The organism is Pseudomonas sp. Sample_20 (assembly GCF_004307585.1).
GTDB lineage: Bacteria > Pseudomonadota > Gammaproteobacteria > Pseudomonadales > Pseudomonadaceae > Aquipseudomonas > Aquipseudomonas atacamensis.
Genome location: NZ_RCOA01000022.1, coordinates 47789 through 71812, shown reverse-complemented (window position 1 = coordinate 71812; position 24024 = coordinate 47789). Strand labels below are relative to the sequence as shown.

Below are 24024 nucleotides of genomic sequence, written 5' to 3'. Positions count from 1 at the left end.
CATGTCGAACTTAGTGACCAATGTTGGACACGCCCATGGTGACCATGGGCACGATGACCACCACCACGACTCGGGCGAGATGACCGTATACGGTTTCTGGCTCTACCTGATGACCGACTGCATTCTGTTTGCGTCGATCTTCGCGGTGTACGCAGTACTGGTAAACAACGTTGCCGGTGGCCCGTCGGGCCACGAGATCTTCGAACTGCCTTACGTGCTGGGCGAAACCGCTCTGCTGTTGTTCAGTTCGATCACCTACGGCTTCGCCATGCTGGCGTTGTACAAGGGCAAGAAGCAGGCGGTCCTGGGCTGGTTGTTCATGACCTTCCTGCTCGGCGCGGGCTTCATCGCCATGGAGATCAACGAGTTCCACCTGCTGATCTCCGAGGGCTTTGGTCCTAGCCGTTCGGGCTTCCTGTCGGCGTTCTTCACCCTGGTCGGTACCCACGGTCTGCACGTTTCGGCCGGTCTGATCTGGATGGGCATCATGATGTATCAGGTCAACAAGCATGGCCTGACGTCGACCAACAAGACCCGTCTGAGCTGCCTGAGCCTGTTCTGGCACTTCCTGGACGTGGTCTGGATCTGCGTCTTCACCGTTGTTTACCTGATGGGGACTCTGTAATGGCTAACGCACACTCCCATGACAGCCACGATGCTGGCCACGGCAGCGTCAAGTCGTACGCCATCGGCTTCATCCTGTCGGTAATCCTGACCGTCATTCCGTTCGGTCTGGTGATGTACCCGACCCTGCCGAAGTCGACGACGCTGGCAATCGTTCTGCTGTTCGCAGTGATCCAGGTGATCGTTCACCTGTATTACTTCCTGCACCTGGACCGTTCCATTGCACAGCGTAACAACGTGATCGCATTCGTCTTTACGGCGATCGTGATCGTGCTGCTGGTTGGCCTGTCGCTGTGGATCATGTTCAGCATCCACACGTACATGATGGCGAAGTGAGGTAGACCCGATGTCGCTCAAGCACTTTATCCAAATCACCAAACCGGGGATCATTTTCGGTAACGTGCTTTCTGTGGCAGGCGGGTTCTTCCTGGCCTCGAAAGGGCATGTCGATCTGGCGGTGTTTCTGGCCGCCATGATCGGTACTTCCCTGGTCGTGGCCTCCGGTTGCGTGTTCAACAACTGCATCGACCGCGACATCGACCTGAAGATGGAACGCACCAAGAACCGTGTGCTGGTCCAGGGCCTCATCTCCCTGAAACTGGCGCTGGTTTACGCGACCATTCTGGGTGTTCTCGGCGTTGCCTTGTTGTACAAGGTGGCCAACCCGTTGGCTGCCTTGTTCGCAGTAATCGGCTTCATCATCTACGTCGGCTTCTACAGCCTGTACCTCAAGCGCAAGTCGGTTCACGGCACGCTGGTGGGCAGTCTGTCGGGCGCCATGCCGCCAGTGATCGGTTACGTTGCCGTGACCAACAGCTTCGACATGGCCGCACTGACCCTGCTGGTGATGTTCAGCCTGTGGCAGATGCCGCATTCCTACGCCATCGCGATTTTCCGTTTCAACGATTACCTGGCCGCATCGATTCCGGTGCTGCCAGTGAAACGCGGCATTCAAGTGGCGAAGAAGCACATCCTGCTCTACATCCTGGCGTTCCTCGTGGCGACCTTGATGCTGACCTTCAGCGGCTACGCCGGCATGAGCTACCTCGCCGTCGCCGCCGCCATGGGCATGTACTGGCTGTACATGGCCTGGACCGGCTACAAGGCAGTCGATGACACCGTCTGGGCACGCAAGCTGTTCGTGTTCTCGATCTTCACCATCACTGCATTGAGCGTCATGATGTCCCTGGACTTCAAGGTGCCGACAGAGCTGTTGCTGACGTACGCGCCGTAAGTTTGCAGGCTTCAGGAAAAACCCCGCACGTTGAGAGATGTGCGGGGTTTTTTGTTGGTTGAAATATGCTCGTTCGGGGTGCTGCCATTCGCGAGCAGGCTCGCTCCCACAGTTTGCGGTTGCGGCCATTCGGTAAAAGACCTAGATTCGGATCCAACCACGACAGTAGTAGCTCCAAGCCATCCTTCGGTGCTCGACTGTCTCAACCCGTGCATTGATCAAAAGGCTGGGCGCAATGACCGAACGGATGACCTGCGATGAGCGCTTTATCGCCCTGGCTGAAGAACTCAACTACGACATCTATGGCGAGAACACCGCCGGTGGCAATTACGCGCCGCTGATCCGTCATCACGACGAGCTGTACATCAGCGGGATGGTGCCGCGGGCCAATGGCAAGATTCTCTATCCCGGTCGCGTGGGGCTGGAACTGAACCTCAAGGATGCACAAGCAGCGGCGAGCATCAGCGCCATGCGTTGCCTGGCGCTGATCGTCGATGCGGTCGGTTCGCTGGACAAGATTCGCGCGTTGTTGCGTGTCACGGTGTATGTGAAGTCGACTGCTGACTTTGTCGACCTGAGCGAAGTGGCGAACGGCGCTTCGGATGTGTTCAGCCATGTGCTGGGCGATGCCGGACGGCATACGCGCACGACCATCGGCGTGTATCAGTTGCCGAAGAATGCAGCGATTGAAGTGGACATGATTGCGGCGTTGCATCCTTCGGCTTGAGGGGGGGGTAGCGGTTTGCCCTCACCCTAACCCTCTCCCGGAGGGAGAGGGGACTGACTGAGGGGCTCTCAAGATATACGCCGACCTGAAATACCGAGCCGAACTCAGGTTTGAAAATCACACAAGTCGGCTCCCTCTCCCTCGGGAGAGGGCTGGGGTGAGGGGCGACGATTTTCGCTTCCTCACGAATCACAAGCCGGACAACAAAAAGCCCCGCCTGAATCTCAGCGCGGGGCTTTTTCACAAGCGCTTGGCAGATTACTGCGCCGCGATGCTGTAACCATCAAACGCCGTCTGCTGCTGCAGCGCGGTGATAATGTTCTTGCGGTTCACCGCCTGTTCCGTACCGGCGTTATCGACGAAGGTTTCGCTCTCCAGCTCGGCTTCATCGCCTTCACCGACGAAGGTGAAACCGAGGAATTCCAGTGCCTCACGATCAACATTCAGGCGCGAACGCGGCGTGCGCATTGGCAGGGTCACGCTGGCGCCGTCCTTGCTGATGGTGAAGATTTCCACTTCTTTCTTCTTCGCAGCTTTGCTCTTGCCGCCGCTCGGATTGCTGATCGCCTGATGGGTCTGATTCAGCACTTTCAGCGCCAGGCCATAAACGATTTCCTGAAACGCCGGATCGTCCTTGAAGCTGGACAGAATGCGCCCGATCGAGAACTTGCTGCTCAGGTCTTCCAGCGCGGCAATGTCCGCTGCCTCGGCGTCTTTCAGGCGCTTGAGTTCGCCCATCAGCTCGTACGCCTTGTCGTCATCAAAGCTGTCATGCGCCTGACGGATCGCCGCACGCAATTCGCGGATCTGGTCGCTCTCGCGGGTCGACTGGAACGCGTCCAGGACCATCTCGCTGATGATTTTGGCTTGTGGCAGGTGTTGTGAAAGATTGATGGAGTTTTCGTATTCCGCTTTGGACGACTGGGTGACTACGGATTCAGCGGTGTTGAAATCGGACATTGAAATTTCACTACTTTTTAACTTGAGTTTAGGCGAGAAAGCACGAGGTCTTTTTCAGGCCGACTAATTTAGGGGAGCGGGGCGGCGTTGTCACGGAGCAACGGTCTGGTGGTCGGGATTTTTCCACTGCGCGCTATTTGCGGCGCTGACGTTCCATGGCAATGACTGAGGTCTGGAAGCCCAGACTGGCGAAAAAAGCTTCAGCGCCTTCGCGTCCAGCGCGCAGCACCCAGGTTATGTCCGGGTTGTCACCCATGACGTACTCCACCAGTGCCCGCCCGATTCCTTTGCGCCGATGCTGGTCATCGACCACCACCATAGACAGATAGCCGTTGGAGACCTCATCGGTAATTGCTCGAGCGAAACCGACAATTTGCTCGCCTAAGAGCGCAACAGCTGTGCGCTGCGAATTGTGAATCAAACGAGCAAAAGAGTCGGCATCACCGGTGCGATGGCCCCAGCCATGCTGGCCAAGAAACAGCCTTGCTGATTCTGTTTCGCCGGGATGCAAGTCGCGCACGGTAAGGCTGTCGTTCATGGGATATTCAAGTCCTTATCAATTTCCATCGTGATTGATTACGGCCGGCCGACGTCAGGTTTCCCCCACGTACGCATCGCAAACTCGACAAAGCGTCTCAGCTTCGGCAATCGATAGCGATCCTGCGCATACAACAGATGCATCGGCCTGCTCGGCGGTTGGTAGTCCGTCATTACCCTGACCAGTTTGCCGTCGCGCAGATCCTGCTCCACCAGCGCGTCGGGCAGCATCATGATGCCCATGCCGTTGCGCGCCGCCTGGTGCAAACCGGCGGAGCTGTTGATCAGCATCGGCCCGCTGACGTCGACGAGGACTTCGCCTTCCGGGCCACTGAGACGCCAGCGTTTTTCCACCGATTGCCAGTCATCGCCAGCCGGATAGGCGAAGGACAGGCAATCGTGTTGCTGCAAATCCTGTGGCGTGTGCGGCATGCCGCGCCGCGCGATGTATTCGGGGGAGGCGCAGACCGTCAGGGTGTAGTCGATCAAGGGCCGGGCGATCAGGTTGGATTGGTCGAAATTGCCCAGGCGGAATGCGACATCGAGGCCGTTCTCCAGCAGATCCGGGCGGCTGTTGGTCAATACCACGTCGAGTTTCACTTGCGGATACAGCAAGGAATATTCGCTCAGGGCCGGGGTCAGTCGTTCAACGCCGAAGGTCAGCGGCGCGGTGATACGAAGCAAACCGCGCGGCTCGTCCGACGCTTGTTCAGCAAGGCGTTCGGAGTCGGCCACCAGGCCGAGCACTTCCAGGCAGCGCTGATAATAGACGCTGCCGAATTCGGTCAGGCGCTGGCGGCGCGTGGTGCGTTGCAGCAGTTGCACGCCGAGCCGTTGCTCCAGCGCGCGCAGATGATTGCCCACCATCGTCGTCGACATTTCGCACTTCGCAGCGGCGGCCGTCATGCTCCCGGTTTCGACCACTTTGACGTACACGCCCATCGACTGAAACAAGTCCATTATCAAGCCCGGCTTTTAAATGATTGAAGTTTTTCCGAGTTTATCCAGCTCAGGTGGCTAACCATACTGGAAAAACCCCGACCTGCAATGGAGTTTTACGTCATGACCGCCGCCCTGATGAACACCTACCAACCACTGGCCCTGAGTTTCACCAAGGGCCTGGGCACGCGTCTGTGGGATCAGGCGGGGCGCGAATATCTGGATGCCGTTGCCGGTGTGGCAGTGACCAATGTCGGCCACTCGCATCCGCGCATCGTTGCGGCGATCAGCGAGCAAGCGGGATTGCTGTTGCACACCTCCAACCTATACAGCATCGACTGGCAACTACAACTGGCCAAACGGCTGACGGCGTTGTCGGGGATGGAGCGCGCGTTCTTCAACAACTCCGGCGCCGAAGCGAACGAGACGGCACTGAAACTGGCGCGCCTTTACGGCTGGCGCAAAGGCATCGAGCAGCCGCTGGTGGTGGTCATGGCCAACGCGTTTCATGGCCGCACCCTCGGCACGCTGTCTGCCAGCGATGGCCCGGCGGTGCGCCTGGGCTTCAACGAACTGCCGGGGGATTTCGTCAAAGTGCCGTTCGGCGATCTCCCGGCGCTGGAGCAAATACAGCGCAAACACGGCGCGCGCATCGTGGCGATTCTGGTCGAACCGATCCAGGGCGAAAGCGGCGTACAAATCGCACCGCCGGGTTATCTCAAAGCCCTGCGCGACCTGTGCAATCGCCACGCGTGGCTGCTGATGCTCGATGAAATCCAGACCGGCATCGGCCGCACCGGGCAGTGGTTCGCCTTTCAGCACGAAGGCATCGTGCCCGATGTCATGACCCTGGCCAAAGGCCTCGGCAATGGCGTGCCGATCGGCGCCTGCCTGGCCCGTGGCCGCGCGGCGGATTTGTTCACCCCGGGCAGCCACGGCAGCACTTTCGGCGGCAATCCGCTGGCCTGCCGGGTCGGCTGCACGGTGCTGGACATCATCGAAGAGCAAGGCCTGCTGGAGAATGCGCGGGTGCAGGGCGCGCGGTTACTGGAACGCCTGCGCGCCGAATTGGCAGACAACCCGAACGTGCTGGCAATCCGGGGGCAGGGCCTGATGATCGGTGTCGAGCTGAAACAACCGGTGCGCGACCTGACGCTGATCGCCGCGCGGGATCATGGCTTGTTGATCAACGTGACTCGTGGCAAGACCATCAGGTTGCTCCCGCCGCTGACGATTGATGAGCGCGAGGTGGGGATGATTGTCAGAGGGGTTGGACGCGCTCTGATGACTGATTCAGCTCAGGTTCAATAGTGATACCGGCAACTGATGACGCAGATTTCGCCGTCCTCAACCCTGTACACCAGACGATGTTCGGCCGTTATTCGGCGTGACCAGAGGCCGCTCATATTATGTTTGAGCGCCTCTGGTTTACCGACACCCTCAAACGGTTCGCGCTTGATTGCTTTGATCAGAAGATTGATACGCTTGAGCCCAGCCTTGTCGTTTTGCTGAAACCACAAATAGTCTTCCCAGCCTGTGGGCGTGAACTCGATTTTCATTCTTCGATCAATTGCCTGACTTTGGCTTTGCCGGCGCGCAACTCACCGATGGATTTCATCAGCCTTTCGGCGTTGGCAGGGGAGCGAAGCAAGTAGGCTGTTTCTTCCAACGCGTTGTATTCGGCCAAAGACATCATCACTACGGGTTCACCTTTCTGCCGAGTGACCAATAGCGGCGCACGATCTTCATTGACACGGTCCATCGTCTCGGCCAAATGCGCACGGGCGGTGGTGTAGTTGATGGTTTGCATATTGAAGTCCTCGCTGGATGCAGAGAACGTACAGAAATGAGTACAGGATGACAAGTCGACACCTACCAGTGGTTGTGTCGCAGCAGGGCTGACTGCGACTTCAATCAGTATCGCTCAGGAATATTCGAGACGTTTCTGAGAAGGTTGTAATCCTCCTCGCTCCTGTTCAGTGTCGCGAAGCCCTTATCTCGTCATACCGTGCCCAGCCGATGTAGGAAATGGTTACTGCTTCAATCCAGCCCATCCCCCAACTCCGGCGCCAGCATCCTCGTCTTCATCGCCCCATTCGAGTTGTGCTGAACAATCTCGCTCGGCTGCCCCTGTTCATTGAAAAACACCTGTCCGATCCCCGCCGAATTCCACAACCGTTCCCCGGCCTCGGCATGTTCCGGCGTATACGGGACGATGCGCATCAGGCGGCGTTTGGTGAACCAGTTCAACGGTGAGCGTGGTGAGTAGAGCCAGCGGTTGAGGCGGTCGAACCATTCCAGCAGCGTTGGTGGGAATTCATTCTTGATGCCGCTGCTGGTGATCTGCCAGATCCGGGGGCCGGCCTTGCGGTGGCGGATCAGGACTTCGTAGACGAAGGAATAATGCACATCGCCGGACAGCACCACGTAGTTTCCGGGTGTGCGCGAGTGTCGGAAAATGTTCAGGATCACCTGTGCCGCGCCGCGATGGGCCATCCAGTTTTCCGCGTCGACCAGCAGCGGGTAACCGCACCAGCTGAACACCTTCTGCACGGTTTCAATCAGCTTCACGCCAAAGATCGGCGCCGGCGACACGATGATCGCCGAAGGGTGATCGAGCAGTTCCTGTTGCAGTTCGCTCAAGGCTTCCCAGTCGAGCAGGCCCGACGGTTGCTTGAGGGCCATCTCGCTGCGCCAGCGCCGGGTGCGCGTGTCGATCACCACCAGTGCCGGACTGCTCGGCAGCACGAAATGCCACTGTTGAAAACGCAGCAACTGATCAATCAGATCGTCCTGCACCGGCATGTCCAGATAGCCGTCGTCGCCACTGGCGCTCAGTTGCGCGGTCTGCTCCAGCATTCCTTTGAAGGCATCCGGATTGTTGCCCCAGCCCTGACACAACAGATAAGCAATCAGCGCGTTGCCGATGATGCGTTTGGAGAACGGATGGCCGTAGGCGGTTTCCTCCCATTGCGCAGAAAGATTCCAGTCATCGGTGATGTCGTGGTCATCGAAAATCATCAGGCTCGGCAGATGCGCCAGCGCCCGCGCGACGTTGCCCAGGCCCGCCTTGAAGGCATCGATGCGCGTCTGCTCGAGGTTGTAGCGCTTGCGGCGTTCCGGCGTCAGCGTCGGCGCGCTCGGATTGATCAGCGACCACGGCGTCGGCGACCACACCAGCATGTACATGGCCATGACTTCGGCGAATGTCACCAGGTGATTGTCGGCGCTGCTGCTGGTGAAAATCGGCTTACGCGCGCCACCGAAAAATCGCTCGCGCAAGGTCTCGTTGCTCTCTAGCGCCGGTAACAAATCCGCACGGTGGTAATAGCTTGCCGGGTGTTGATAGAGCTTGGCGCTGTCGCTGACCACGGCACCGTCAAGGTGCTCATCGAACAGACCCAGACGCTCTATCAAGGCATGAATCGCCCGCAGCATCGGCCCGGCGACGTCGTCGGCATAGACCTGATCACCGCTCATCATCAGCAACGCCGGACGTTGCTGCGCATCGGTTTCGTCGGCCAGCAATTGATCGACGCAGAGCAAACCGTCGGTTGCCGGATGATGCGGCTTGCGGCAGGAGCCGTGGAGCAATTGATCGATCCGCGAACGCACGACGAGGTTCGCGCAGGTGGCGCCGGGATAAAGCAGGTGCGGTGCCCACTCAGCCATACCGATGGCGTCATCGATCAGCAGGTCGTAATCGATAAACGTGTCGCAGGGCAGGGCGCATTCGAGTTGGACGTCGATCAGATGCACGAACGCATGACGGCCTACGGCAATGACCGTGCATTTCTCTGAGTCGAGCGGAATATCTCCTACACCTTGCAGGCGCAAGGTCAGCGACAGTTCACGCGAGCCCACCAGCCACAGCACCAGGCGCGTCGGCTCCAGCCGCCGCAGCAGCGGGCCGGCCAGGACAGGAGGCAGCGAGATCAGGTTATCGGGTGTTGAAAACATCGAGGGCAAAGCTCAAGGCGCACAGGCCGGCGATGATAGCGCAGCCGGCGCCTTGATCCCTTAAATGAGTCTTAAGAGTCGACCTTTTTCAACTTCAGGCCGAGCAGTCGCCATGCGGCCTTGTCAGGATTGTTGCCGTCCACTTGCTGAACTGAACAATCGTAGGCATAGGAGACATCGTCGCCCAACATGTTGCGAGCGGTCAGGGTGCCGTCAATGCTGTAAGTCTGATCTTTGAACCGATGGCTGCTGGCGCTCTCGGCACCTGCGACGGAAGTCGCTGCTGCAAAACGCATGGCGCGCTTTATGAAGGGCTCGCACATCATGAACGCCATCAACGATCTGTCCGCATTCGCATTGCTGCCCGCCAGCCGGCGCGACACGACAAAGTCATTGCCCATGATGTCCTTGAAATCCCTTTCGAGCAGCGAAGAGGGCAGGCGTTCGCTGTAGTTCGGCAACAGCGCGGACTCGGGCGGAGAGGGCTCGTTCTGAGGTGCGCTGGCGACATAGTCGACAAGGTTATCGGAGGTATCCGGCGTGGAGGCGATCACTGGCATCAACCTGGACACGGTTTGTGTAACGGGCGCGGGGGAAGAAGAAGAGATTTCAGCCTTGTCGCTTTGCGTTGGTTCCACAGGGGAGCGCGGCGCCAGAGGGAATAGGGCGAGGGTGATCGACAGTACCACTAGGGCGACGATGAACCCGGCCAGAACACCAGCGAACGTGCCCAAGAACAGGTTCCAGCTGCCGCGGTTTTTCATCACCCAGCGCCACATGAGGCCCCAGACGAGCAAAAACAACAGGAAATACAGAAACTCCATTTGATCCTTTTCCTCAAACCTTGAAATTCTTTAGATCACACACGAATCATTCCAACAGGGCTGCACGATAGCAAACCTGTTGGTCCGCCCTATCAGGCACTCAAAGGAATGAACCGAGTGAGCAGCATCAGCGTATCGAAACCAGCAAAAATGCCAAAAGCAGCGCCAATGATATGGCGTGTCAACTTGCTCGTGGGGCGTTTGCGTTGCACCACCCAAATCCAAACGCCGGCGAACGCGCCAAGGCTGCTGAGCACCATCAGCAGGGATCGCACAACGTGTGGCGACGATTGCATGCTTGTGTCGCCCACGAAACCCTCGTACACCGCTTTCACTACCAAGCCGACAACCCAACCAGCGAAACACCCGGCGAGGTTGGCCGTCACCAGGTTCCAATCACCTCGTTCGCCTACGACCCATACCCACGTTACGACCAGAGCTAGTACAAAAAGCCACCCGTCCATTGCAATCCACTCCAGAAAAACGCTTTGATCGGGTAGGCGCCAGTGCCTCTCGAAAGATTTGGGCGCAAGATAACAAAATACTGGCATCGCGCCACTTTCGCATTAAGGGCGCGTCATTGAGCCAAAGCTTTACCGGGAGTTTTTTACTCAGAGGATGGACAGATGATCGACTTCAACAACAAAGGCTTCTTCAAACTCAAGCAGAACGACGAATACGCCGAGCGCGTCACTGCGCTGCTACTGGAAGGTGAACAAGTCATCGATTCCTACAAAGCCATGCGCGACGGTGTGGTCTTCACCAACAAACGCATCATTGCCGTCAACGTCCAAGGTATCACCAGCAGCAAAAAGGACTTCACCTCCCTGCCATACAAAAACATCGTCGCCTACTCCGTGGAAACCTCGGGCACGTTCGACTTGGATTCCGAGCTGGAAATCTACTTTTCGTCGCTGGGCAAAGTGAAATTCGAATTCACCGGCAAGACCTCGATGGTGGAAATTTCCAAGTACATCTCGAGCTATCTGCTGTAAGCATCGATTGCGCGGCACTCAAAGAATGTCGCGCAGATACCCCTTCAGCGCGAGCAGCGGCTGACCCAGCTGCTCCACCGACCGTGCCTTAGCCAACTCCGCCGACAACTTGCGCAACTCCCGCCCCAACGGCTTCTCGACCCCACCCAAAGCATCCAGCGCCAGGTTCAGGCATTCGTTCATCTTGAACTGAATGGCCTCGACATCGCCGCGTTTCACCAGTAACTCGAAAACATCTTTCTGATAATTGCCCATGACCATGTCATCGCGCAGGATCGGGCTCAGGCCCTCTTCCTCGTAGGCGAGTTTGAGGGAGAAGAGGGCGACGGTTTCCAGTGAGGTTTCCATGGGGATGTCTGTCAGTGAAGTGAAGGGTTTGAAACCAATGCGCGAAAGGCCAGAGGAGGTTTGCCGTGCGGGCGTGATTATACGGGCGGGGATCGCATGCGAGGCAACCAGCAATCGGGCATCTAAAACCTACAAGCTCGCGCAGCATTGACATCCACTTTGATACGACGCTTTGATTACAAACACTGAACATCAGCGGAGTGACCATCATGGAATACGACATGAAACTGATCGACGACGCCGTCCTTGCTCTCCTGGCAGCTTATAGCTCCGACGACGGCAATGCGTGGAAGGGCTATGACTTCGAGATCATGAACCGCTTGCACGAGCAGGGTTTGATCAGTAATCCGGTGAACCGGAACAAATCGATATGGTTGACGGAGGAAGGGTTGGAGCGGGGGCGGGAGATTGCTGAGCGGATGTTTGCAGTCAAGGAGTAGGGAGGAGCCGCGTCCCATTCTGAAACCTGAGTTGATGGCAAGGTAGAAAACGCCAGCGAAGTACCAACCGCGTTAACCCAAGCAACAGGTAGCGCGGTCTGGTGATCGAGCACTTTTTTGAATGATCGGATGCGGCCGTCCAGGCTGAATTTCGTGATAGGTTTATCTTTCGAAAAGGATTTTTTTGACAGGAGTCATCCATGGCTAACCCAGCCGCTCGTAAAAGCGATCCCTCCAGCTGTCCTGTTCCAGGGCACGGAACGAACCCCATCGCGACAGGTTCGCCTGACGTTTTCTTCGATGGTTTGCCCGCAACTCGCCTGCCGGTGGTATTGCAGGCGAAGCGGTAGCGAGTTCACTGGATGAAGAGTTAGAGGAGCTCACACATTGGGACATCTTCTGACCGAGCCACAACTGACAAAAGTTAGAGCCGCTCTTTCCGAGCCATTCAATGATTTTCCCGTGGAATATGATTATTTGGCGAATAAGGTGAGAGGTGTCGACCCTGAAATCCTTTACTCAATTCTTTATTCAGAGGTCGCGCCGGTGTGCTTTACCAATCTCGTTGCACCTGTGCCTCCGATATGGACGGGTTTCGACCCCGACATACTCAGAAAATCGATTGAGGAAAGGCTGGCAGCTAGAGAGCGAAACTGGTTTCGTCGCCAGTTCGATAAAGTGCTGGTTCGTTGGTTGAAGTACAACTACGCGTACATCTGGGAGGAAATCGAAAGTAGGCTTTGAGCTCGAATTGGTATGGGAATGGGCGATGGTGACGAGGAGTTGGTTGTGGCAAAACCTGCGGCACGTAACGATCCGGCCAGTTCCCAACGCCAGGATATGCCAAGGCCATTTTTGCGGGTTTTACAGAGGTATTTTTTAATGGGCTTGCTGCGCGTAGAAGATTGGAGGCTTGGCCATGCGGTGGCGCGTTAGTTCCAGCGCCGCAAGAATGAAGAAGCTGATTGCCCTGATTGTTTTGGTTCTGGTGACAATGCTCTACGTCGGGTATTACCAAGCGCTCGATGATGGAGACATCGAAACCATCCTGTTCATCAAGAAGCATCCGACGTTTCAGATGAAGTTTTACAACATCCACGCCAATGACGGGGAGATTCGACAAGTCGAGCGACTCACGGAGCAGGAGCGTAAATGGATTATTGATTACTGCAGGTATCGGCTTGGCATCGACACCGATCTGAAAACACAAAACGATGTTGAGATCTGCCGGAAAAAATAGCTTGTTGGGATAAAGAGAGGGCCTCTTCGCAGGCCTTTTCTCATCGAGCGCTAATTGCTCAGCCTTATGCTTGGTTATCCATGCTTCCAGCATCTCGGGATTGGCCTCCTTGGTGAGCGCAAGCCTCTACGTGTCACATTGGCAAAAGCCGATCTCCACTTTTCTCCGGACAAAAAAAGGCCTTGCTTTCGCAAGACCTTTTTCTCTGTGTTGGTGCCCCGAGGGAGACTCGAACTCCCACTCCTTTCGAAAACGGATTTTGAATCCGCCGCGTCTACCAATTCCGCCATCAGGGCTCAATGGCGGCGAAGTATAGAGAGGTGATTACCGTTGGTCAATCACGTTTCATGGTCAATTTTTGATATTTCCGCTAGACTTTCCGGCCCTGCTAGACGAACCCCATCATGCGCGTTGCTGACTTTACTTTCGAGCTTCCTGATTCGCTGATCGCCCGCCATCCGTTGGCCGAGCGTCGCGGTAGTCGCCTGCTGACCCTCGATGGGCCGAGCGGCGCCCTGGCACACCGTCAATTCACTGATTTGCTTGAGCATTTGCGCCCGGGCGATTTGATGGTGTTCAACAATACCCGGGTGATTCCGGCGCGGCTGTTCGGGCAGAAAGCGTCCGGCGGCAAGCTGGAAATTCTCATCGAGCGCGTGCTCGATGCGCACCGCGTGCTGGCCCATGTGCGCTCCAGCAAGTCGCCGAAGCCGGGTTCGAAGATCCTTATCGACGGCGGTGGCGAAGCCGAGATGCTGGCGCGTCATGATGCGTTGTTCGAGCTGGGTTTTGCCGAGGAAGTGTTGCCGCTGCTCGACCGTGTCGGGCACATGCCGTTGCCTCCTTATATAGACCGCCCGGATGAAGGCTCGGATCGCGAGCGTTATCAGACCGTGTATGCCCAGCGTCTGGGTGCGGTGGCGGCGCCGACGGCGGGGCTGCATTTCGATGAGCCGCTGATGCAGGCGATTGCTGCCAAGGGTGTCGAGACTGCGTTCGTGACGTTGCACGTCGGCGCGGGGACGTTTCAGCCGGTGCGTGTCGAGAAGATCGAAGATCACCACATGCACAGCGAGTGGCTGGAAGTCGGCCAGGATGTGGTCGATGCGGTCGCTGCGTGCCGTGCGCGTGGCGGTCGAGTGATTGCGGTCGGCACCACCAGCGTGCGTTCGCTGGAAAGCGCAGCGCGCGATGGCGTGCTCAAGCCATTCAGTGGCGACACCGACATCTTTATCTATCCGGGCCGGCCGTTTCATGTGGTCGATGCCCTGGTGACCAATTTCCATTTGCCGGAATCCACGCTGTTGATGCTGGTTTCCGCGTTTGCCGGTTATCCCGAAACCATGGCCGCCTACAAGGCCGCCGTGGAAAACGGATACCGCTTTTTCAGTTACGGGGATGCGATGTTCATCACCCGCAATCCCGCTCCAACTGCCCCTGAACAGACAGGCCCAGAGGAAACAGAATGAGTCGCGAATGTCGAATGTCCTTTGAGCTGCTGGCCACCGATGGCAAGGCTCGTCGTGGTCGCCTGACCTTTCCCCGTGGCACCGTCGAGACCCCGGCATTCATGCCGGTCGGCACCTACGGCACGGTCAAGGGCATGCTGCCGCGCGACATCGTCGCCACTGGCGCGGAAATCATTCTGGGCAACACCTTTCACCTGTGGCTGCGTCCCGGCACTCAGGTGATTAAGGAGCACGGCGACCTGCACGATTTCATGCAGTGGAAAGGCCCGATTCTCACCGACTCCGGCGGTTTCCAGGTGTTCAGCCTCGGCGCGATGCGCAAGATCAAGGAGGAGGGCGTGACCTTCGCTTCTCCAGTCGACGGCGCCAAAGTGTTCATGGGCCCGGAAGAGTCGATGCAGGTGCAGCGCGATCTCGGTTCCGACATCGTGATGATCTTCGACGAATGCACGCCGTATCCGGCTGACGAAGACGTTGCGCGCGTATCGATGGAATTGTCGTTGCGCTGGGCGCAGCGTTCGAAGAATGCCCACGGCGACAACACCGCAGCGCTGTTCGGCATCGTCCAGGGCGGGATGCATGAAAACCTGCGCATGCGCTCGCTCGAAGGCCTCGACAAGATCGGCTTCGACGGCCTCGCCATCGGCGGTCTGTCGGTGGGCGAACCGAAGCACGAAATGATCAAGGTGCTGGATTATCTGCCGGGCCAGATGCCCGCTGACAAACCTCGTTACCTTATGGGCGTTGGCAAACCGGAAGATCTGGTTGAGGGTGTGCGCCGCGGGGTGGACATGTTCGATTGCGTGATGCCAACCCGTAATGCCCGCAATGGGCATCTGTTCATCGATACCGGTGTGCTGAAGATCCGTAACGCGTTCCATCGCCATGATGAATCGCCGCTGGATCCGACCTGCGATTGCTACACCTGCCAGAACTTCTCGCGCGCTTATCTGCATCACCTGGACAAGTGCGGCGAAATGCTCGGCAGCATGCTCAATACCATCCATAACTTGCGCCATTATCAGGTGCTGATGGCTGGTTTGCGCGAGGCTATTCAACAGGGTACATTGGCCGCCTTTGTCGATGCCTTCTACGCCAAACGCGGACTTCCCGTTCCGCCTTTGGACTGAGTTTTCTGACCCCAAGATTCAACATTTGCAACTGGAGTGCTAAATGAGCTTTTTTATCTCTAACGCCATGGCTGACGCAGCTGCACCGGCTGCTGCAAGCCCAATGGGCGGCGGCTTCGAGTGGATTTTCCTGGTCGGCTTCCTGGTCATCTTCTACCTGATGATCTGGCGTCCACAGGCCAAGCGCGCCAAAGAGCAGAAGAACCTGCTGAGCAGCCTGCAGAAGGGCGACGAAGTCGTCACCACTGGCGGCATCGCCGGCAAGATCACCAAGGTTGCCGATGACTTCGTGGTTCTGGAAGTGTCCGACACCGTGGAAATGAAGTTCCAGAAAGGCGCCATCGCCGCCACGCTGCCAAAAGGCACGCTGAAAGCGATCTAAGAGCAACAACTTCTACTCAATCGACGGGGCGCGCAAGGCGCCCCGCGTTCATAACGGGCGGCGTGATGCTGAACAAATACCCTCTGTGGAAATACATTCTGATCCTGGCGGTGCTGGCGATCGGTCTGATTTATTCCGCTCCCAATCTTTACCCCGATGACCCGGCGATTCAGATCAGCGGCGCCAGCACGGCTCTGCAGGTCAATGACGCCGATCTGGCTCGCGTCAGCACGGCGCTGAAAGAGTCCGGCATCAACGTCAAGGCGGCAACGCTGACGGCGGGCGGCAAGGGCGGTCTGATCCGTCTGAGCAAGGCTGAAGATCAGCTGCCGGCCAAGGACGTTGTGCGCAAGGCGTTGGGTGATGACTACGTCGTCGCGCTGAACCTGGCACAGACCACCCCGCAATGGCTGCGCAACCTAGGTGCGCACCCGATGAAGCTGGGTCTGGACTTGTCCGGTGGTGTGCACTTCCTGCTCGAAGTGGACATGGACAAAGCCCTCGATGCACGCCTCAAAGTCTACGAAGGCGACGTCAAGAGCCTGCTGCGCAAAGAGAAGCTGCGCTATCGCAGCCTGCCGCAACTGGGCGGTGCCATTCAGTTGGGCTTCAGCGATGAAGATTCCCGCGAACAGGCCCGTGCGCTGATTCGCAAGAATTTCAACGATTTCGACATTGTTCCGGCCGACCTCAACGGTCAACCGGTGCTGCGTCTGGCGATGACCCCGGCCAAGCTGGCGGAAATCCGTGAATACTCCATCAAGCAGAACCTGACCACGGTACGTAACCGCGTCAACGAGCTGGGTGTTGCCGAACCGATCGTGCAGCGTCAGGGCGCCAACCGCATCGTGGTTGAGCTGCCGGGCGTGCAGGACACTGCCGAAGCCAAGCGTATTCTTGGCAAGACGGCCAACCTCGAGTTCCGTCTGGCCGCCGAGCCGGGCGCTTCGAAAGCTACTTCCGAGTCGTTCGAATTCCGCGAAGGCAACCGTCCGCCAGCGCAGATCGAGCGTGGTCTGATCATCACTGGTGACCAGGTCACCGACGCCAAGGCCGGTTTCGGTGAACATGGCACGCCTGAAGTGAACATCCGTCTGGATGGCCACGGTGGCGAGTTGATGAGCCGTGCGACCCGTTCCAACGTCGGCCGCAGCATGGCGGTGATCTTCATCGAACAGCGTCCGGTCACCACTTACACCAAGCAAGTGGTTGATGGCGTCGAGAAAGACGTCGCGGTGCAGACGTTCAAGGAAGAGAAGAAGATCATCAGCCTGGCGACCATTCAGTCGCCGCTGGGTGCGCAATTCCGCATCACTGGCCTGAACGGTCAGGGCGAGTCGTCCGAGCTGGCGCTGCTGCTGCGTGCCGGTGGTCTGGCTGCACCGATGTACTTCGCTGAAGAGCGCACAATCGGTCCGAGCCTGGGTGCTGACAACATCACCAAAGGTATCGACGCTTCCCTGTGGGGCATGCTGTTCGTGTCGCTGTTCATCATCGCCATCTACCGCTTCTTCGGCGTCATCGCCACCGTTGCGCTGGCGGTGAACATGGTGCTGCTGCTGGCATTGATGTCGTTGCTGGGTGCCACGCTGACCCTGCCGGGTATCGCCGGTATCGTCTTGACCATGGGTATGGCGGTCGACGCCAACGTGCTGATCTTCTCGCGGATTCGTGAAGAGATCGCCGCCGGCATGACTGTGCAGCGGGCAATCAACGAAGGCTTCGGCCGGGCATTCACCGCGATTCTCGACGCCAACCTGACCACGTTGCTGGTCGGCGGCATTCTCTTCGCCATGGGCACCGGCCCGGTGAAGGGGTTCGCAGTGACGATGTCCCTCGGGATCTTTACCTCGATGTTCACGGCCATCATGGTGACCCGCGCAATGGTCAACCTGATCTTTGGCGGACGTGACTTCAAGAAGTTGTGGATTTAAGGGGCTGCCATGTTACGTACAATCAACTTCATGGGCGTTCGCAACTTCGCGTTCGGCGTCACATTGCTGCTTACCGTCATTGCCTTGTTCAGTGTTGCCACCAAGGGCATGAACTGGGGCCTGGACTTCACCGGCGGTACGCTCATCGAGCTGACCTACGAGCGTCCGGCCGACGTCACCAAGGTGCGCGAGCAACTGGCGACTTCCGGTTATCACGAAGCCGTGGTGCAGAACTTCGGTGCGACCACCGACCTGCTCGTGCGCATGCCGGGTGAAGACCCGCAGTTGGGCCATCAAGTAGCGGAAGCGCTTCAAAAGGTCGGCGGTGACAACCCGGCGACGGTCAAGCGTGTCGAGTTCGTCGGCCCGCAGGTCGGTGAAGAACTGCGCGACCAGGGCGGCCTCGGCATGCTGCTGGCGCTCGGCGGCATCCTGATCTACCTGGCGTTCCGCTTTCAGTGGAAGTTTGCGGTCGGCGCCATTGTGTCGCTGATCCACGACGTGATCGTGACCGTGGGTATCCTCTCGTACTTCCAGATCACCTTCGATCTGACAGTACTGGCGGCAGTGCTGGCGATCATCGGTTACTCGCTGAACGACACCATCGTGGTCTTCGACCGGGTACGTGAGAACTTCCGTGTGCTGCGCAAGGCGACGCTGATCGAGAACATCAACATCTCGACCACCCAGACCCTGCTGCGCACCATGGCGACCTCGATCTCCACCCTGCTGGCAATCGCGGCACTGTTGTTCTTCGGCGGCGACAACCTGTTCGGCTTCTCCATCGCGCTGTTCATCGGTGTATTGGCGGGTACCTACTCGTCGATCTACATCGCCAACGTGGTGCTGATCTGGCTGAACCTGACCACCGAGGATCTGATTCCTCCGGCCAACACCGATAAGGAAGTCGACGACCGTCCATAACGGCCAGCGATGTCCCGACTGTCAGCCAACAAAAGGCGCGAGTTGAACTCGTGCCTTTTTTTGTGCTCCAAGGCTGGGAGAAGCGCGGGCGCGTCCCGCATGTGATGGTCAGGAGGTTCATGTGAACAAGTCGTTGCTGGTTGGTGCGGTATTGGGTGCTGTCGGTGTCACAGCCGGGGGTGCTGTTGCCACCTACAGCCTGGTTAAAAGCGGCCCTGAGTATGCGCAAGTATTAGCCGTTGAGCCGGTCAAGACACAGATCAAGACTCCACGTGAAGTATGCAAGGATGTAACGGTGACCCGTCAGGCGCCGGTAAAAGATCAACACCAGATCGCCGGTACCGTGGTCGGCGCGCTGGCCGGTGGTTTGCTGGGTAACCAGATTGGCGGCGGTACCGGCAAGAAGATTGCCACGGTGGCCGGTGCGGTCGGTGGCGGTTATGCGGGCAACAAGGTGCAGGAGGGCATGCAGGAGCGTGACACCTACACCACTACGCAAACTCGCTGCAACACGGTCAATGACATCAGCGACAAGGTCGTCGGTTACGACGTGCGTTACTCGCTTGATGGCAAGGAAGGCAAAGTGCGGATGGATCGCGATCCGGGCAACCAGATTCCGGTCGACAAGGAAGGCAAGCTGATCCTGTCGCAGAATGAGCCGGCTCAGTAAGGCTCCAGAGTTGTGAAAGAAGCACCCTGCGGGGTGCTTTTTTTATACCCGCGTTTCAGGGCTACCCATGACCCTATGTGGGAGCGAGCCTGCTCGCGAATACGGTCCAACAGTTGATAGTTCCTTTGCTGGCACGCCCATTCGCGAGCAGGCTCGCTCCCACAGGGAATTGTGCTGTTTGGAATTGCAGGCACAAAAAAAGCACCCCGAAGGGTGCTTTTTGGTTTCGCGTAAAGCTTAGCGCTTCAGCGAGGCCGGCAGGTGCGGCTGGATCGCCGTCAGCACTGCCTTGAAGCATTTGGTGTTGCCGGCAACGATGTGGCCTTTTTCCAGGAAGTCGTGACCGCCGGTGAAGTCGCTCACCAGGCCGCCGGCTTCTTGAATCAGCAGGGCGCCTGCAGCCATGTCCCACTCGGACAGGCCCGATTCCCAGAACGCATCGAAACGACCGGCAGCTACGTAAGCCAGGTCCAGGCTCGCCGAACCGGCGCGGCGGATGCCGGCAGTCTGGCCAACCAGAGCGCGGAACATGCCCAGGTAGTTGTCGAGGTTGTCCATCTGATCGTCACGGAACGGGAAGCCAGTGCCGAGCAGAGCGCCGTCGAGGCTGGTGCGACCACTGACGCGCAGACGACGACCGTTCAGTTGAGCGCCGCGACCACGGCTGGCGGTGAATTCTTCCTGGCGGACCGGGTCCAGAACCACTGCGTGTTCCAGGCGACCACGATATTTGCAGGCAATGCTCACTGCAAAGTGCGGAATGCCACGGAGGAAGTTGGTGGTGCCGTCCAGCGGATCGATGATCCACAGGTACTCTTCGCCTTCGATGCCGGTGCCAGCGTGCAGGCCGGTTTCTTCACCCTGAATCGAGTGATTCGGGTAAGCCTTGCGCAGGGCATCGATGATTTTCTGTTCAGCGGCGCGATCGACCTCGGATACGTAATCCTTGGCGTCTTTTTCGTCGACCTTGATGGTATCCAGGCGCTCGATGGAGCGGAAGATCAGTTCACTGGCGCTGCGGGCGGCGCGCAGCGCGATATTCAGCATGGGCTGCATGGATGTGTCACCTAAGGTTGTTAAAGAAAGCCGCGCATTCTATCAGAACTTTTCTTCAGGTGAAGGACGCTGTTCGCTTTCATAGCTTAACGGTAGGCTGTTCTGTAAGATTTGCCCCCCTTTCCTGTGTCCGAGAGCGCCTCCCTTGCTGCAGAACATTCGTGTCGTCCTGGTCAACACCAGCCACCCCGGCAACATCGGCGGGGCCGCGCGCGCCATGAAAAACATGGGTCTGTCGCGACTGGTGCTGGTCGATCCGCGGGTCTTCCCGCACCACGAGGCCGATGCCCGCGCCTCTGGTGCCGGTGACATCCTTGAAAACGCGCAAGTCGTCGCCACCTTGGAAGATGCTCTGGTCGGCTGCAATCTGGTGCTCGGCACCAGCGCCCGCGACCGGCGCATTCCCTGGCCACTGCTGGACCCGCGCGAATGCGGCAACAAGGTGGTCGAGGAAGCCGGGCAGGGCGCCGAGATCGCTTTGGTGTTCGGCCGTGAAGATTCCGGCCTGACCAACGAAGAGCTGCAGCGATGTCATTTTCACGTGCACATCCCTTCCGACCCGACCTTCAGTTCGCTGAACCTCGGGGCGGCGGTGCAGGTGTTGAGTTATGAAGTGCGCATGGCTTGGCTGGCCGCACAGGGTCAGCCGAGCAAGGTCGAGAAAGAAGAAGTGGCCTCGGTGAAAAGCGCCGAGCTGGCGACCATGGATGAGCTGGAGCGATTCTACGAGCACCTGGAGCAGACGCTGGTTGCCATCGAATTCCTCGACCCGGAAAAGCCTCGGCACTTGATGGCGCGCCTGCGCCGGTTGTACGGACGCAGCTCGGTCAGCCGGGCGGAAATGAATATTTTGCGTGGCATCCTCACGGAAACCCAGAAAGCGGCCCGTGGCGAGCTTCTAAAGCGGAAGGATTAAATGATGTTTGAGCGTTTGCGTGAAGATATCCAAAGCGTATTCCATCGAGACCCGGCGGCGCGTAACGCTTTTGAAGTCCTGACCTGCTACCCCGGCATGCATGCGATCTGGATTCATCGTCTGGCCGGCATGCTCTGGCGCAACGAGTTGAAGTGGCTGGCGCGACTGGTGTCGAACTTCGGTCGCTGGCTGACCGGGATCGAGATTCATCCGGGCGCCAAGGTCGGTCGGCGTTTCTTCATTGACCACGGCATGGGCATCGTTATTGGTGAAACCGCCGAGATCGGCGACGACGTCACCATCTATCAAGGCGTGACCCTCGGCGGCACCAGCTGGAACAAAGGCAAGCGCCACCCGACTCTCGGAGACGGCGTTGTAGTCGGTGCCGGGGCCAAGGTTCTCGGTCCGTTCACGGTGGGTGCCGGCGCCAAAGTCGGCTCCAACGCTGTGGTCACCAAGGAAGTGCCGCCGGGCGCCACGGTGGTGGGGATTCCGGGGCGGATCATCGTCAAGACCGATGAAGAGCAGGACGCCAAGCGCAAAGCCATGGCGGAAAAGATCGGTTTCGACGCCTACGGTGTCAGCGAAGACATGCCTGACCCGGTGGCCCGCGCCATCGGCCAATTGCTCGATCATCTGCAAGCAGTGGACGGGCGCCTGGAAGGCATGTGCGGCGCGCTGAAGGATCTGGGCAGCAATTACTGTGCGAAAGATCTGCCTGAGCTGCGCGAAGAAGATTTCGCTTGCGTCAAGGGCAAGGACGAATCGAAAGCCGGCTGAACCGCGGCGCTGCTTTTCGCGAGCACGCGGTTGCGCTGGCTGTCCGCGCCCCGTCTTTGCTATAGTGCGCGCGCTCTTTTGCGGGTAAACCCGACTAAAGCACTAGGTCTTATAGTTGACTTAAATGCTCGGGAATTGCATACTCCCGCCCATTCCGAACTCCGTGGTAACTGTCCATGCGACTGACTACAAAAGGCCGATACGCCGTGACCGCCATGCTTGACCTGGCGTTGCACGCGCAGCACGGGCCGGTGTCTCTGGCCGATATCTCCGAGCGCCAAGGCATCTCCCTGTCCTACCTCGAACAGCTGTTCGCCAAGCTGCGCCGCAGCAACCTGGTTTCCAGCGTTCGCGGTCCGGGTGGTGGCTACCAGTTGTCCCGCGACATGCAGGGCATCCAGGTCGCCCAGGTGATCGATGCGGTGAACGAATCGGTCGATGCCACCAAGTGCCAGGGCCAGGGCGATTGCCATTCCGGTGATACCTGCCTGACCCATCACCTGTGGTGCGACTTGAGCCTGCAGATTCACGAATTTCTGAGCGGTATCAGCTTGGCCGACCTTGTGACTCGCCGTGAGGTACAAGAAGTGGCCCAGCGTCAGGACCAGCGCCGTTGCAGCAGCAAGGCGCCACGCCTGGACAAGATTGAAGCGTCCGCCGTCGAATGACAGCCGAAGAGCTACCCGCGGCACGCCAGCCCTGATTTAGGAGATAGTCCATGAAATTGCCGATTTACCTTGATTACTCTGCAACCACCCCGGTTGATCCGCGCGTTGCGCAGAAAATGAGTGAATGCCTGCTGGTCGACGGAAACTTCGGTAACCCGGCGTCCCGCTCCCACGTGTTCGGCTGGAAGGCTGAAGAGTCCGTCGAAAACGCCCGTCGTCAGGTGGCCGATCTGGTCAATGCCGACCCGCGCGAAATCGTCTGGACCTCCGGTGCCACCGAATCCGACAACCTGGCGATCAAGGGCGCGGCACATTTCTACGCCTCCAAGGGCAAGCACCTGATTACCAGCAAGATCGAGCACAAGGCTGTCCTCGACACCATGCGCCAGCTGGAGCGTGAAGGTTTCGAAGTGACCTACCTCGAGCCGACCGAAGACGGTCTGATCACCCCGGCAATGATTGACGCCGCACTGCGCGAAGACACCATTCTGGTGTCGGTGATGCACGTCAACAACGAAATCGGCACCATCAACGACATCGCTGCCATCGGCGAAATGCTGCGCGCCAAAGGCGTGCTGTTCCATGTCGACGCGGCTCAGTCCACTGGCAAGGTCGAAATCGATCTGCAGAAGCTGAAAGTCGACATGATGTCGTTCTCCGCCCACAAGACTTATGGCCCTAAAGGCATCGGCGCGCTGTACGTCAGCCGCAAGCCGCGTGTGCGCATCGAAGCGACCATGCACGGCGGCGGTCACGAGCGCGGCATGCGTTCCGGCACCCTGGCGACCCACCAGATCGTCGGCATGGGCGAAGCGTTCCGCGTAGCCAAGGAAGACATGGCCGCTGAAAACGTGCGCATCAAAGCCTTGAGCGATCGCTTCTACAAGCAGGTCGAGCACCTGGAAGAGCTGTACGTCAACGGCAGCCTGACCGCCCGCGTTCCGCACAACCTGAACCTGAGCTTCAACTACGTTGAAGGCGAGTCGCTGATCATGGCGCTCAAGGATCTGGCGGTATCGTCCGGTTCGGCCTGCACCTCGGCGTCGCTGGAGCCTTCGTACGTACTGCGCGCCCTGGGCCGCAACGACGAACTGGCACACAGCTCGATCCGCTTTACCTTCGGCCGTTTCACCACCGAAGAAGAAATCGACTACGCCGCGCAGAAAGTCTGCGAGGCCGTTACCAAGCTGCGCGCTCTGTCGCCGCTGTGGGACATGTACAAAGACGGCGTCGATATCTCGAAAATCGAGTGGGCGGCACACTAACT

The 24024-nt window shown here is 58.3% G+C and carries 29 protein-coding genes, 1 tRNA gene and 1 pseudogene; 20 read left to right on the top strand and 11 right to left on the bottom strand.

Annotated features, from left to right (window positions below; genetic code table 11):
- Position 1: 1 nt before the first annotated feature.
- The 4 genes from cyoC to D8U70_RS06310 all read left to right on the top strand — a co-directional run bounded on the left by cyoC (position 2) and on the right by D8U70_RS06310 (position 2585).
- Positions 2 to 625: a cytochrome o ubiquinol oxidase subunit III gene (gene cyoC / locus D8U70_RS06325; RefSeq protein ID WP_024014230.1), complete on the top strand. Its 624-nt coding sequence runs from the start codon at positions 2 to 4 to the stop codon at positions 623 to 625.
- Positions 625 to 960 (top strand): cytochrome o ubiquinol oxidase subunit IV, encoded by a 336-nt coding sequence (gene cyoD, locus D8U70_RS06320; protein ID WP_011335842.1) that lies wholly within the window; start codon positions 625 to 627, stop codon positions 958 to 960. Before cyoC ends, cyoD begins: the two co-directional genes overlap by 1 nt.
- Before the next feature lie 10 nt (positions 961 to 970).
- Positions 971 to 1858, top strand: a complete 888-nt coding sequence (cyoE, locus tag D8U70_RS06315; protein ID WP_016773305.1) for a heme o synthase — start codon at positions 971 to 973, stop codon at positions 1856 to 1858.
- Between the two features lie 235 nt (positions 1859 to 2093).
- Complete coding sequence (locus D8U70_RS06310) at positions 2094 to 2585, top strand: RidA family protein (RefSeq protein WP_110646186.1); 492 nt, start codon at positions 2094 to 2096, stop codon at positions 2583 to 2585.
- 258 nt (positions 2586 to 2843) lie between these two features.
- Here the strand turns inward: D8U70_RS06310 and D8U70_RS06305 are convergent, their stop codons facing one another.
- From D8U70_RS06305 to D8U70_RS06295, 3 genes are all read right to left on the bottom strand, one after another.
- A complete protein-coding gene (locus D8U70_RS06305; protein WP_016773307.1) occupies positions 2844 to 3545 on the bottom strand; it encodes a hypothetical protein in 702 nt (233 codons plus the stop codon).
- 133 nt (positions 3546 to 3678) lie between these two features.
- On the bottom strand, positions 3679 to 4083 hold the full coding sequence (locus D8U70_RS06300) for a GNAT family N-acetyltransferase (protein WP_110646187.1): 405 nt from the start codon (positions 4081 to 4083) through the stop codon (positions 3679 to 3681).
- Positions 4084 to 4121: 38 nt separating this feature from the next.
- Positions 4122 to 5042: a LysR family transcriptional regulator gene (locus D8U70_RS06295; protein ID WP_110646188.1), complete on the bottom strand. Its 921-nt coding sequence runs from the start codon at positions 5040 to 5042 to the stop codon at positions 4122 to 4124.
- Between the two features lie 102 nt (positions 5043 to 5144).
- On the opposite strand from D8U70_RS06295, the gene D8U70_RS06290 reads away from it, so the two are divergent.
- A complete protein-coding gene (locus D8U70_RS06290; RefSeq protein ID WP_130928497.1) occupies positions 5145 to 6332 on the top strand; it encodes an aspartate aminotransferase family protein in 1188 nt (395 codons plus the stop codon).
- Here D8U70_RS06290 and D8U70_RS06285 read toward each other — a convergent pair.
- From D8U70_RS06285 to D8U70_RS06265, 5 genes are all read right to left on the bottom strand, one after another.
- Positions 6326 to 6580 (bottom strand): Txe/YoeB family addiction module toxin, encoded by a 255-nt coding sequence (locus D8U70_RS06285; RefSeq protein WP_073473381.1) that lies wholly within the window; start codon positions 6578 to 6580, stop codon positions 6326 to 6328. The genes D8U70_RS06290 and D8U70_RS06285 overlap by 7 nt on opposite strands.
- Positions 6577 to 6831: a type II toxin-antitoxin system prevent-host-death family antitoxin gene (locus tag D8U70_RS06280; protein WP_042608352.1), complete on the bottom strand. Its 255-nt coding sequence runs from the start codon at positions 6829 to 6831 to the stop codon at positions 6577 to 6579. The genes D8U70_RS06285 and D8U70_RS06280 overlap by 4 nt, the downstream gene beginning before the upstream one ends.
- A 230-nt stretch (positions 6832 to 7061) precedes the next feature.
- Complete coding sequence (locus tag D8U70_RS06275; RefSeq protein ID WP_130928496.1) at positions 7062 to 8981, bottom strand: alkaline phosphatase D family protein; 1920 nt, start codon at positions 8979 to 8981, stop codon at positions 7062 to 7064.
- A gap of 71 nt (positions 8982 to 9052) precedes the next feature.
- Positions 9053 to 9805 carry a hypothetical protein gene (locus D8U70_RS06270; RefSeq protein WP_130928495.1) on the bottom strand — a complete coding sequence of 251 codons (753 nt, stop codon included), beginning with the start codon at positions 9803 to 9805 and terminating at the stop codon, positions 9053 to 9055.
- Positions 9806 to 9897: 92 nt separating this feature from the next.
- Entirely contained in the window at positions 9898 to 10269 is a 372-nt protein-coding gene (locus D8U70_RS06265) for a hypothetical protein (protein ID WP_110646191.1), read from the bottom strand.
- A 162-nt stretch (positions 10270 to 10431) separates the two neighbouring features.
- On the opposite strand from D8U70_RS06265, the gene D8U70_RS06260 reads away from it, so the two are divergent.
- Positions 10432 to 10800, top strand: a complete 369-nt coding sequence (locus D8U70_RS06260) for a PH domain-containing protein (protein WP_130928494.1) — start codon at positions 10432 to 10434, stop codon at positions 10798 to 10800.
- An 18-nt stretch (positions 10801 to 10818) separates the two neighbouring features.
- Here D8U70_RS06260 and D8U70_RS06255 read toward each other — a convergent pair whose 3' ends face one another.
- Positions 10819 to 11148: a hypothetical protein gene (locus tag D8U70_RS06255; RefSeq protein ID WP_122706599.1), complete on the bottom strand. Its 330-nt coding sequence runs from the start codon at positions 11146 to 11148 to the stop codon at positions 10819 to 10821.
- Positions 11149 to 11369: 221 nt separating this feature from the next.
- On the opposite strand from D8U70_RS06255, the gene D8U70_RS06250 reads away from it, so the two are divergent.
- The 4 genes and pseudogenes from D8U70_RS06250 (at position 11370) to D8U70_RS06235 (ending at position 12828) form a co-directional block, all read left to right on the top strand.
- Entirely contained in the window at positions 11370 to 11588 is a 219-nt protein-coding gene (locus D8U70_RS06250; protein ID WP_232245565.1) for a DUF6429 family protein, read from the top strand.
- A gap of 200 nt (positions 11589 to 11788) precedes the next feature.
- Positions 11789 to 11908: pseudogene (locus tag D8U70_RS06245) on the top strand (PAAR domain-containing protein); the annotation flags it as partial.
- A 67-nt stretch (positions 11909 to 11975) separates the two neighbouring features.
- Positions 11976 to 12332 carry a hypothetical protein gene (locus tag D8U70_RS06240; protein WP_130928493.1) on the top strand — a complete coding sequence of 119 codons (357 nt, stop codon included), beginning with the start codon at positions 11976 to 11978 and terminating at the stop codon, positions 12330 to 12332.
- 208 nt (positions 12333 to 12540) lie between these two features.
- Positions 12541 to 12828 (top strand): hypothetical protein, encoded by a 288-nt coding sequence (locus D8U70_RS06235; protein ID WP_130928492.1) that lies wholly within the window; start codon positions 12541 to 12543, stop codon positions 12826 to 12828.
- A 211-nt stretch (positions 12829 to 13039) separates the two neighbouring features.
- Here the strand turns inward: D8U70_RS06235 and D8U70_RS06230 are convergent.
- Positions 13040 to 13124, bottom strand: a tRNA-Leu gene (locus tag D8U70_RS06230).
- Positions 13125 to 13232: 108 nt separating this feature from the next.
- Between D8U70_RS06230 and queA the strand changes: the two genes are divergently transcribed.
- The 6 genes from queA to D8U70_RS06200 all read left to right on the top strand — a co-directional run bounded on the left by queA (position 13233) and on the right by D8U70_RS06200 (position 19337).
- A complete protein-coding gene (gene queA / locus D8U70_RS06225; protein ID WP_016773315.1) occupies positions 13233 to 14297 on the top strand; it encodes a tRNA preQ1(34) S-adenosylmethionine ribosyltransferase-isomerase QueA in 1065 nt (354 codons plus the stop codon).
- A 14-nt stretch (positions 14298 to 14311) separates the two neighbouring features.
- Positions 14312 to 15427, top strand: a complete 1116-nt coding sequence (gene tgt / locus D8U70_RS06220) for a tRNA guanosine(34) transglycosylase Tgt (protein WP_160768392.1) — start codon at positions 14312 to 14314, stop codon at positions 15425 to 15427.
- A 43-nt stretch (positions 15428 to 15470) separates the two neighbouring features.
- Positions 15471 to 15809 (top strand): preprotein translocase subunit YajC, encoded by a 339-nt coding sequence (gene yajC / locus D8U70_RS06215; RefSeq protein WP_016773317.1) that lies wholly within the window; start codon positions 15471 to 15473, stop codon positions 15807 to 15809.
- Between the two features lie 65 nt (positions 15810 to 15874).
- Positions 15875 to 17743 (top strand): protein translocase subunit SecD, encoded by a 1869-nt coding sequence (gene secD, locus D8U70_RS06210; protein ID WP_016773318.1) that lies wholly within the window; start codon positions 15875 to 15877, stop codon positions 17741 to 17743.
- Between the two features lie 9 nt (positions 17744 to 17752).
- Entirely contained in the window at positions 17753 to 18667 is a 915-nt protein-coding gene (secF, locus tag D8U70_RS06205; RefSeq protein WP_016773319.1) for a protein translocase subunit SecF, read from the top strand.
- Between the two features lie 121 nt (positions 18668 to 18788).
- Entirely contained in the window at positions 18789 to 19337 is a 549-nt protein-coding gene (locus D8U70_RS06200; protein WP_007916907.1) for a glycine zipper 2TM domain-containing protein, read from the top strand.
- A gap of 237 nt (positions 19338 to 19574) precedes the next feature.
- Here the strand turns inward: D8U70_RS06200 and suhB are convergent, their stop codons facing one another.
- On the bottom strand, positions 19575 to 20393 hold the full coding sequence (gene suhB, locus D8U70_RS06195) for an inositol-phosphate phosphatase (RefSeq protein WP_016773320.1): 819 nt from the start codon (positions 20391 to 20393) through the stop codon (positions 19575 to 19577).
- A gap of 145 nt (positions 20394 to 20538) precedes the next feature.
- Between suhB and trmJ the strand changes: the two genes are divergently transcribed.
- From trmJ to D8U70_RS06175, 4 genes are all read left to right on the top strand, one after another.
- A complete protein-coding gene (gene trmJ, locus D8U70_RS06190; protein WP_041479930.1) occupies positions 20539 to 21309 on the top strand; it encodes a tRNA (cytosine(32)/uridine(32)-2'-O)-methyltransferase TrmJ in 771 nt (256 codons plus the stop codon).
- Between the two features lie 3 nt (positions 21310 to 21312).
- Positions 21313 to 22089 carry a serine O-acetyltransferase gene (cysE, locus tag D8U70_RS06185; RefSeq protein ID WP_024014221.1) on the top strand — a complete coding sequence of 259 codons (777 nt, stop codon included), beginning with the start codon at positions 21313 to 21315 and terminating at the stop codon, positions 22087 to 22089.
- A gap of 176 nt (positions 22090 to 22265) precedes the next feature.
- On the top strand, positions 22266 to 22757 hold the full coding sequence (iscR, locus tag D8U70_RS06180; protein ID WP_016773323.1) for a Fe-S cluster assembly transcriptional regulator IscR: 492 nt from the start codon (positions 22266 to 22268) through the stop codon (positions 22755 to 22757).
- 50 nt (positions 22758 to 22807) lie between these two features.
- Positions 22808 to 24022 (top strand): IscS subfamily cysteine desulfurase, encoded by a 1215-nt coding sequence (locus D8U70_RS06175; RefSeq protein ID WP_016773324.1) that lies wholly within the window; start codon positions 22808 to 22810, stop codon positions 24020 to 24022.
- The last annotated feature ends 2 nt before the right edge of the window (positions 24023 to 24024 follow it).

Bases quoted from the DNA above. Each gene is read 5' to 3' on its own strand.
- secD (WP_016773318.1), top strand. From the start codon at position 15,875: ATGCTGAACAAATACCCTCTGTGGAAATACATTCTGATCCTGGCGGTG.
- yajC (WP_016773317.1), top strand. From the start codon at position 15,471: ATGAGCTTTTTTATCTCTAACGCCATGGCTGACGCAGCTGCACCGGCT.
- D8U70_RS06270 (WP_130928495.1), bottom strand. From the start codon at position 9,805: ATGGAGTTTCTGTATTTCCTGTTGTTTTTGCTCGTCTGGGGCCTCATG.
- suhB (WP_016773320.1), bottom strand. From the start codon at position 20,393: ATGCAGCCCATGCTGAATATCGCGCTGCGCGCCGCCCGCAGCGCCAGT.
- D8U70_RS06295 (WP_110646188.1), bottom strand. From the start codon at position 5,042: ATGGACTTGTTTCAGTCGATGGGCGTGTACGTCAAAGTGGTCGAAACC.
- D8U70_RS06285 (WP_073473381.1), bottom strand. From the start codon at position 6,580: ATGAAAATCGAGTTCACGCCCACAGGCTGGGAAGACTATTTGTGGTTT.
- D8U70_RS06310 (WP_110646186.1), top strand. From the start codon at position 2,094: ATGACCGAACGGATGACCTGCGATGAGCGCTTTATCGCCCTGGCTGAA.
- tgt (WP_160768392.1), top strand. From the start codon at position 14,312: ATGTCCTTTGAGCTGCTGGCCACCGATGGCAAGGCTCGTCGTGGTCGC.
- D8U70_RS06255 (WP_122706599.1), bottom strand. From the start codon at position 11,148: ATGGAAACCTCACTGGAAACCGTCGCCCTCTTCTCCCTCAAACTCGCC.
- D8U70_RS06300 (WP_110646187.1), bottom strand. From the start codon at position 4,083: ATGAACGACAGCCTTACCGTGCGCGACTTGCATCCCGGCGAAACAGAA.
- cyoD (WP_011335842.1), top strand. From the start codon at position 625: ATGGCTAACGCACACTCCCATGACAGCCACGATGCTGGCCACGGCAGC.
- cysE (WP_024014221.1), top strand. From the start codon at position 21,313: ATGTTTGAGCGTTTGCGTGAAGATATCCAAAGCGTATTCCATCGAGAC.
- D8U70_RS06265 (WP_110646191.1), bottom strand. From the start codon at position 10,269: ATGGACGGGTGGCTTTTTGTACTAGCTCTGGTCGTAACGTGGGTATGG.
- D8U70_RS06260 (WP_130928494.1), top strand. From the start codon at position 10,432: ATGATCGACTTCAACAACAAAGGCTTCTTCAAACTCAAGCAGAACGAC.
- D8U70_RS06280 (WP_042608352.1), bottom strand. From the start codon at position 6,831: ATGCAAACCATCAACTACACCACCGCCCGTGCGCATTTGGCCGAGACG.
- cyoE (WP_016773305.1), top strand. From the start codon at position 971: ATGTCGCTCAAGCACTTTATCCAAATCACCAAACCGGGGATCATTTTC.
- D8U70_RS06305 (WP_016773307.1), bottom strand. From the start codon at position 3,545: ATGTCCGATTTCAACACCGCTGAATCCGTAGTCACCCAGTCGTCCAAA.
- D8U70_RS06290 (WP_130928497.1), top strand. From the start codon at position 5,145: ATGACCGCCGCCCTGATGAACACCTACCAACCACTGGCCCTGAGTTTC.
- D8U70_RS06235 (WP_130928492.1), top strand. From the start codon at position 12,541: ATGAAGAAGCTGATTGCCCTGATTGTTTTGGTTCTGGTGACAATGCTC.
- D8U70_RS06275 (WP_130928496.1), bottom strand. From the start codon at position 8,981: ATGTTTTCAACACCCGATAACCTGATCTCGCTGCCTCCTGTCCTGGCC.
- cyoC (WP_024014230.1), top strand. From the start codon at position 2: ATGTCGAACTTAGTGACCAATGTTGGACACGCCCATGGTGACCATGGG.
- D8U70_RS06175 (WP_016773324.1), top strand. From the start codon at position 22,808: ATGAAATTGCCGATTTACCTTGATTACTCTGCAACCACCCCGGTTGAT.
- secF (WP_016773319.1), top strand. From the start codon at position 17,753: ATGTTACGTACAATCAACTTCATGGGCGTTCGCAACTTCGCGTTCGGC.
- queA (WP_016773315.1), top strand. From the start codon at position 13,233: ATGCGCGTTGCTGACTTTACTTTCGAGCTTCCTGATTCGCTGATCGCC.
- iscR (WP_016773323.1), top strand. From the start codon at position 22,266: ATGCGACTGACTACAAAAGGCCGATACGCCGTGACCGCCATGCTTGAC.
- D8U70_RS06250 (WP_232245565.1), top strand. From the start codon at position 11,370: ATGAAACTGATCGACGACGCCGTCCTTGCTCTCCTGGCAGCTTATAGC.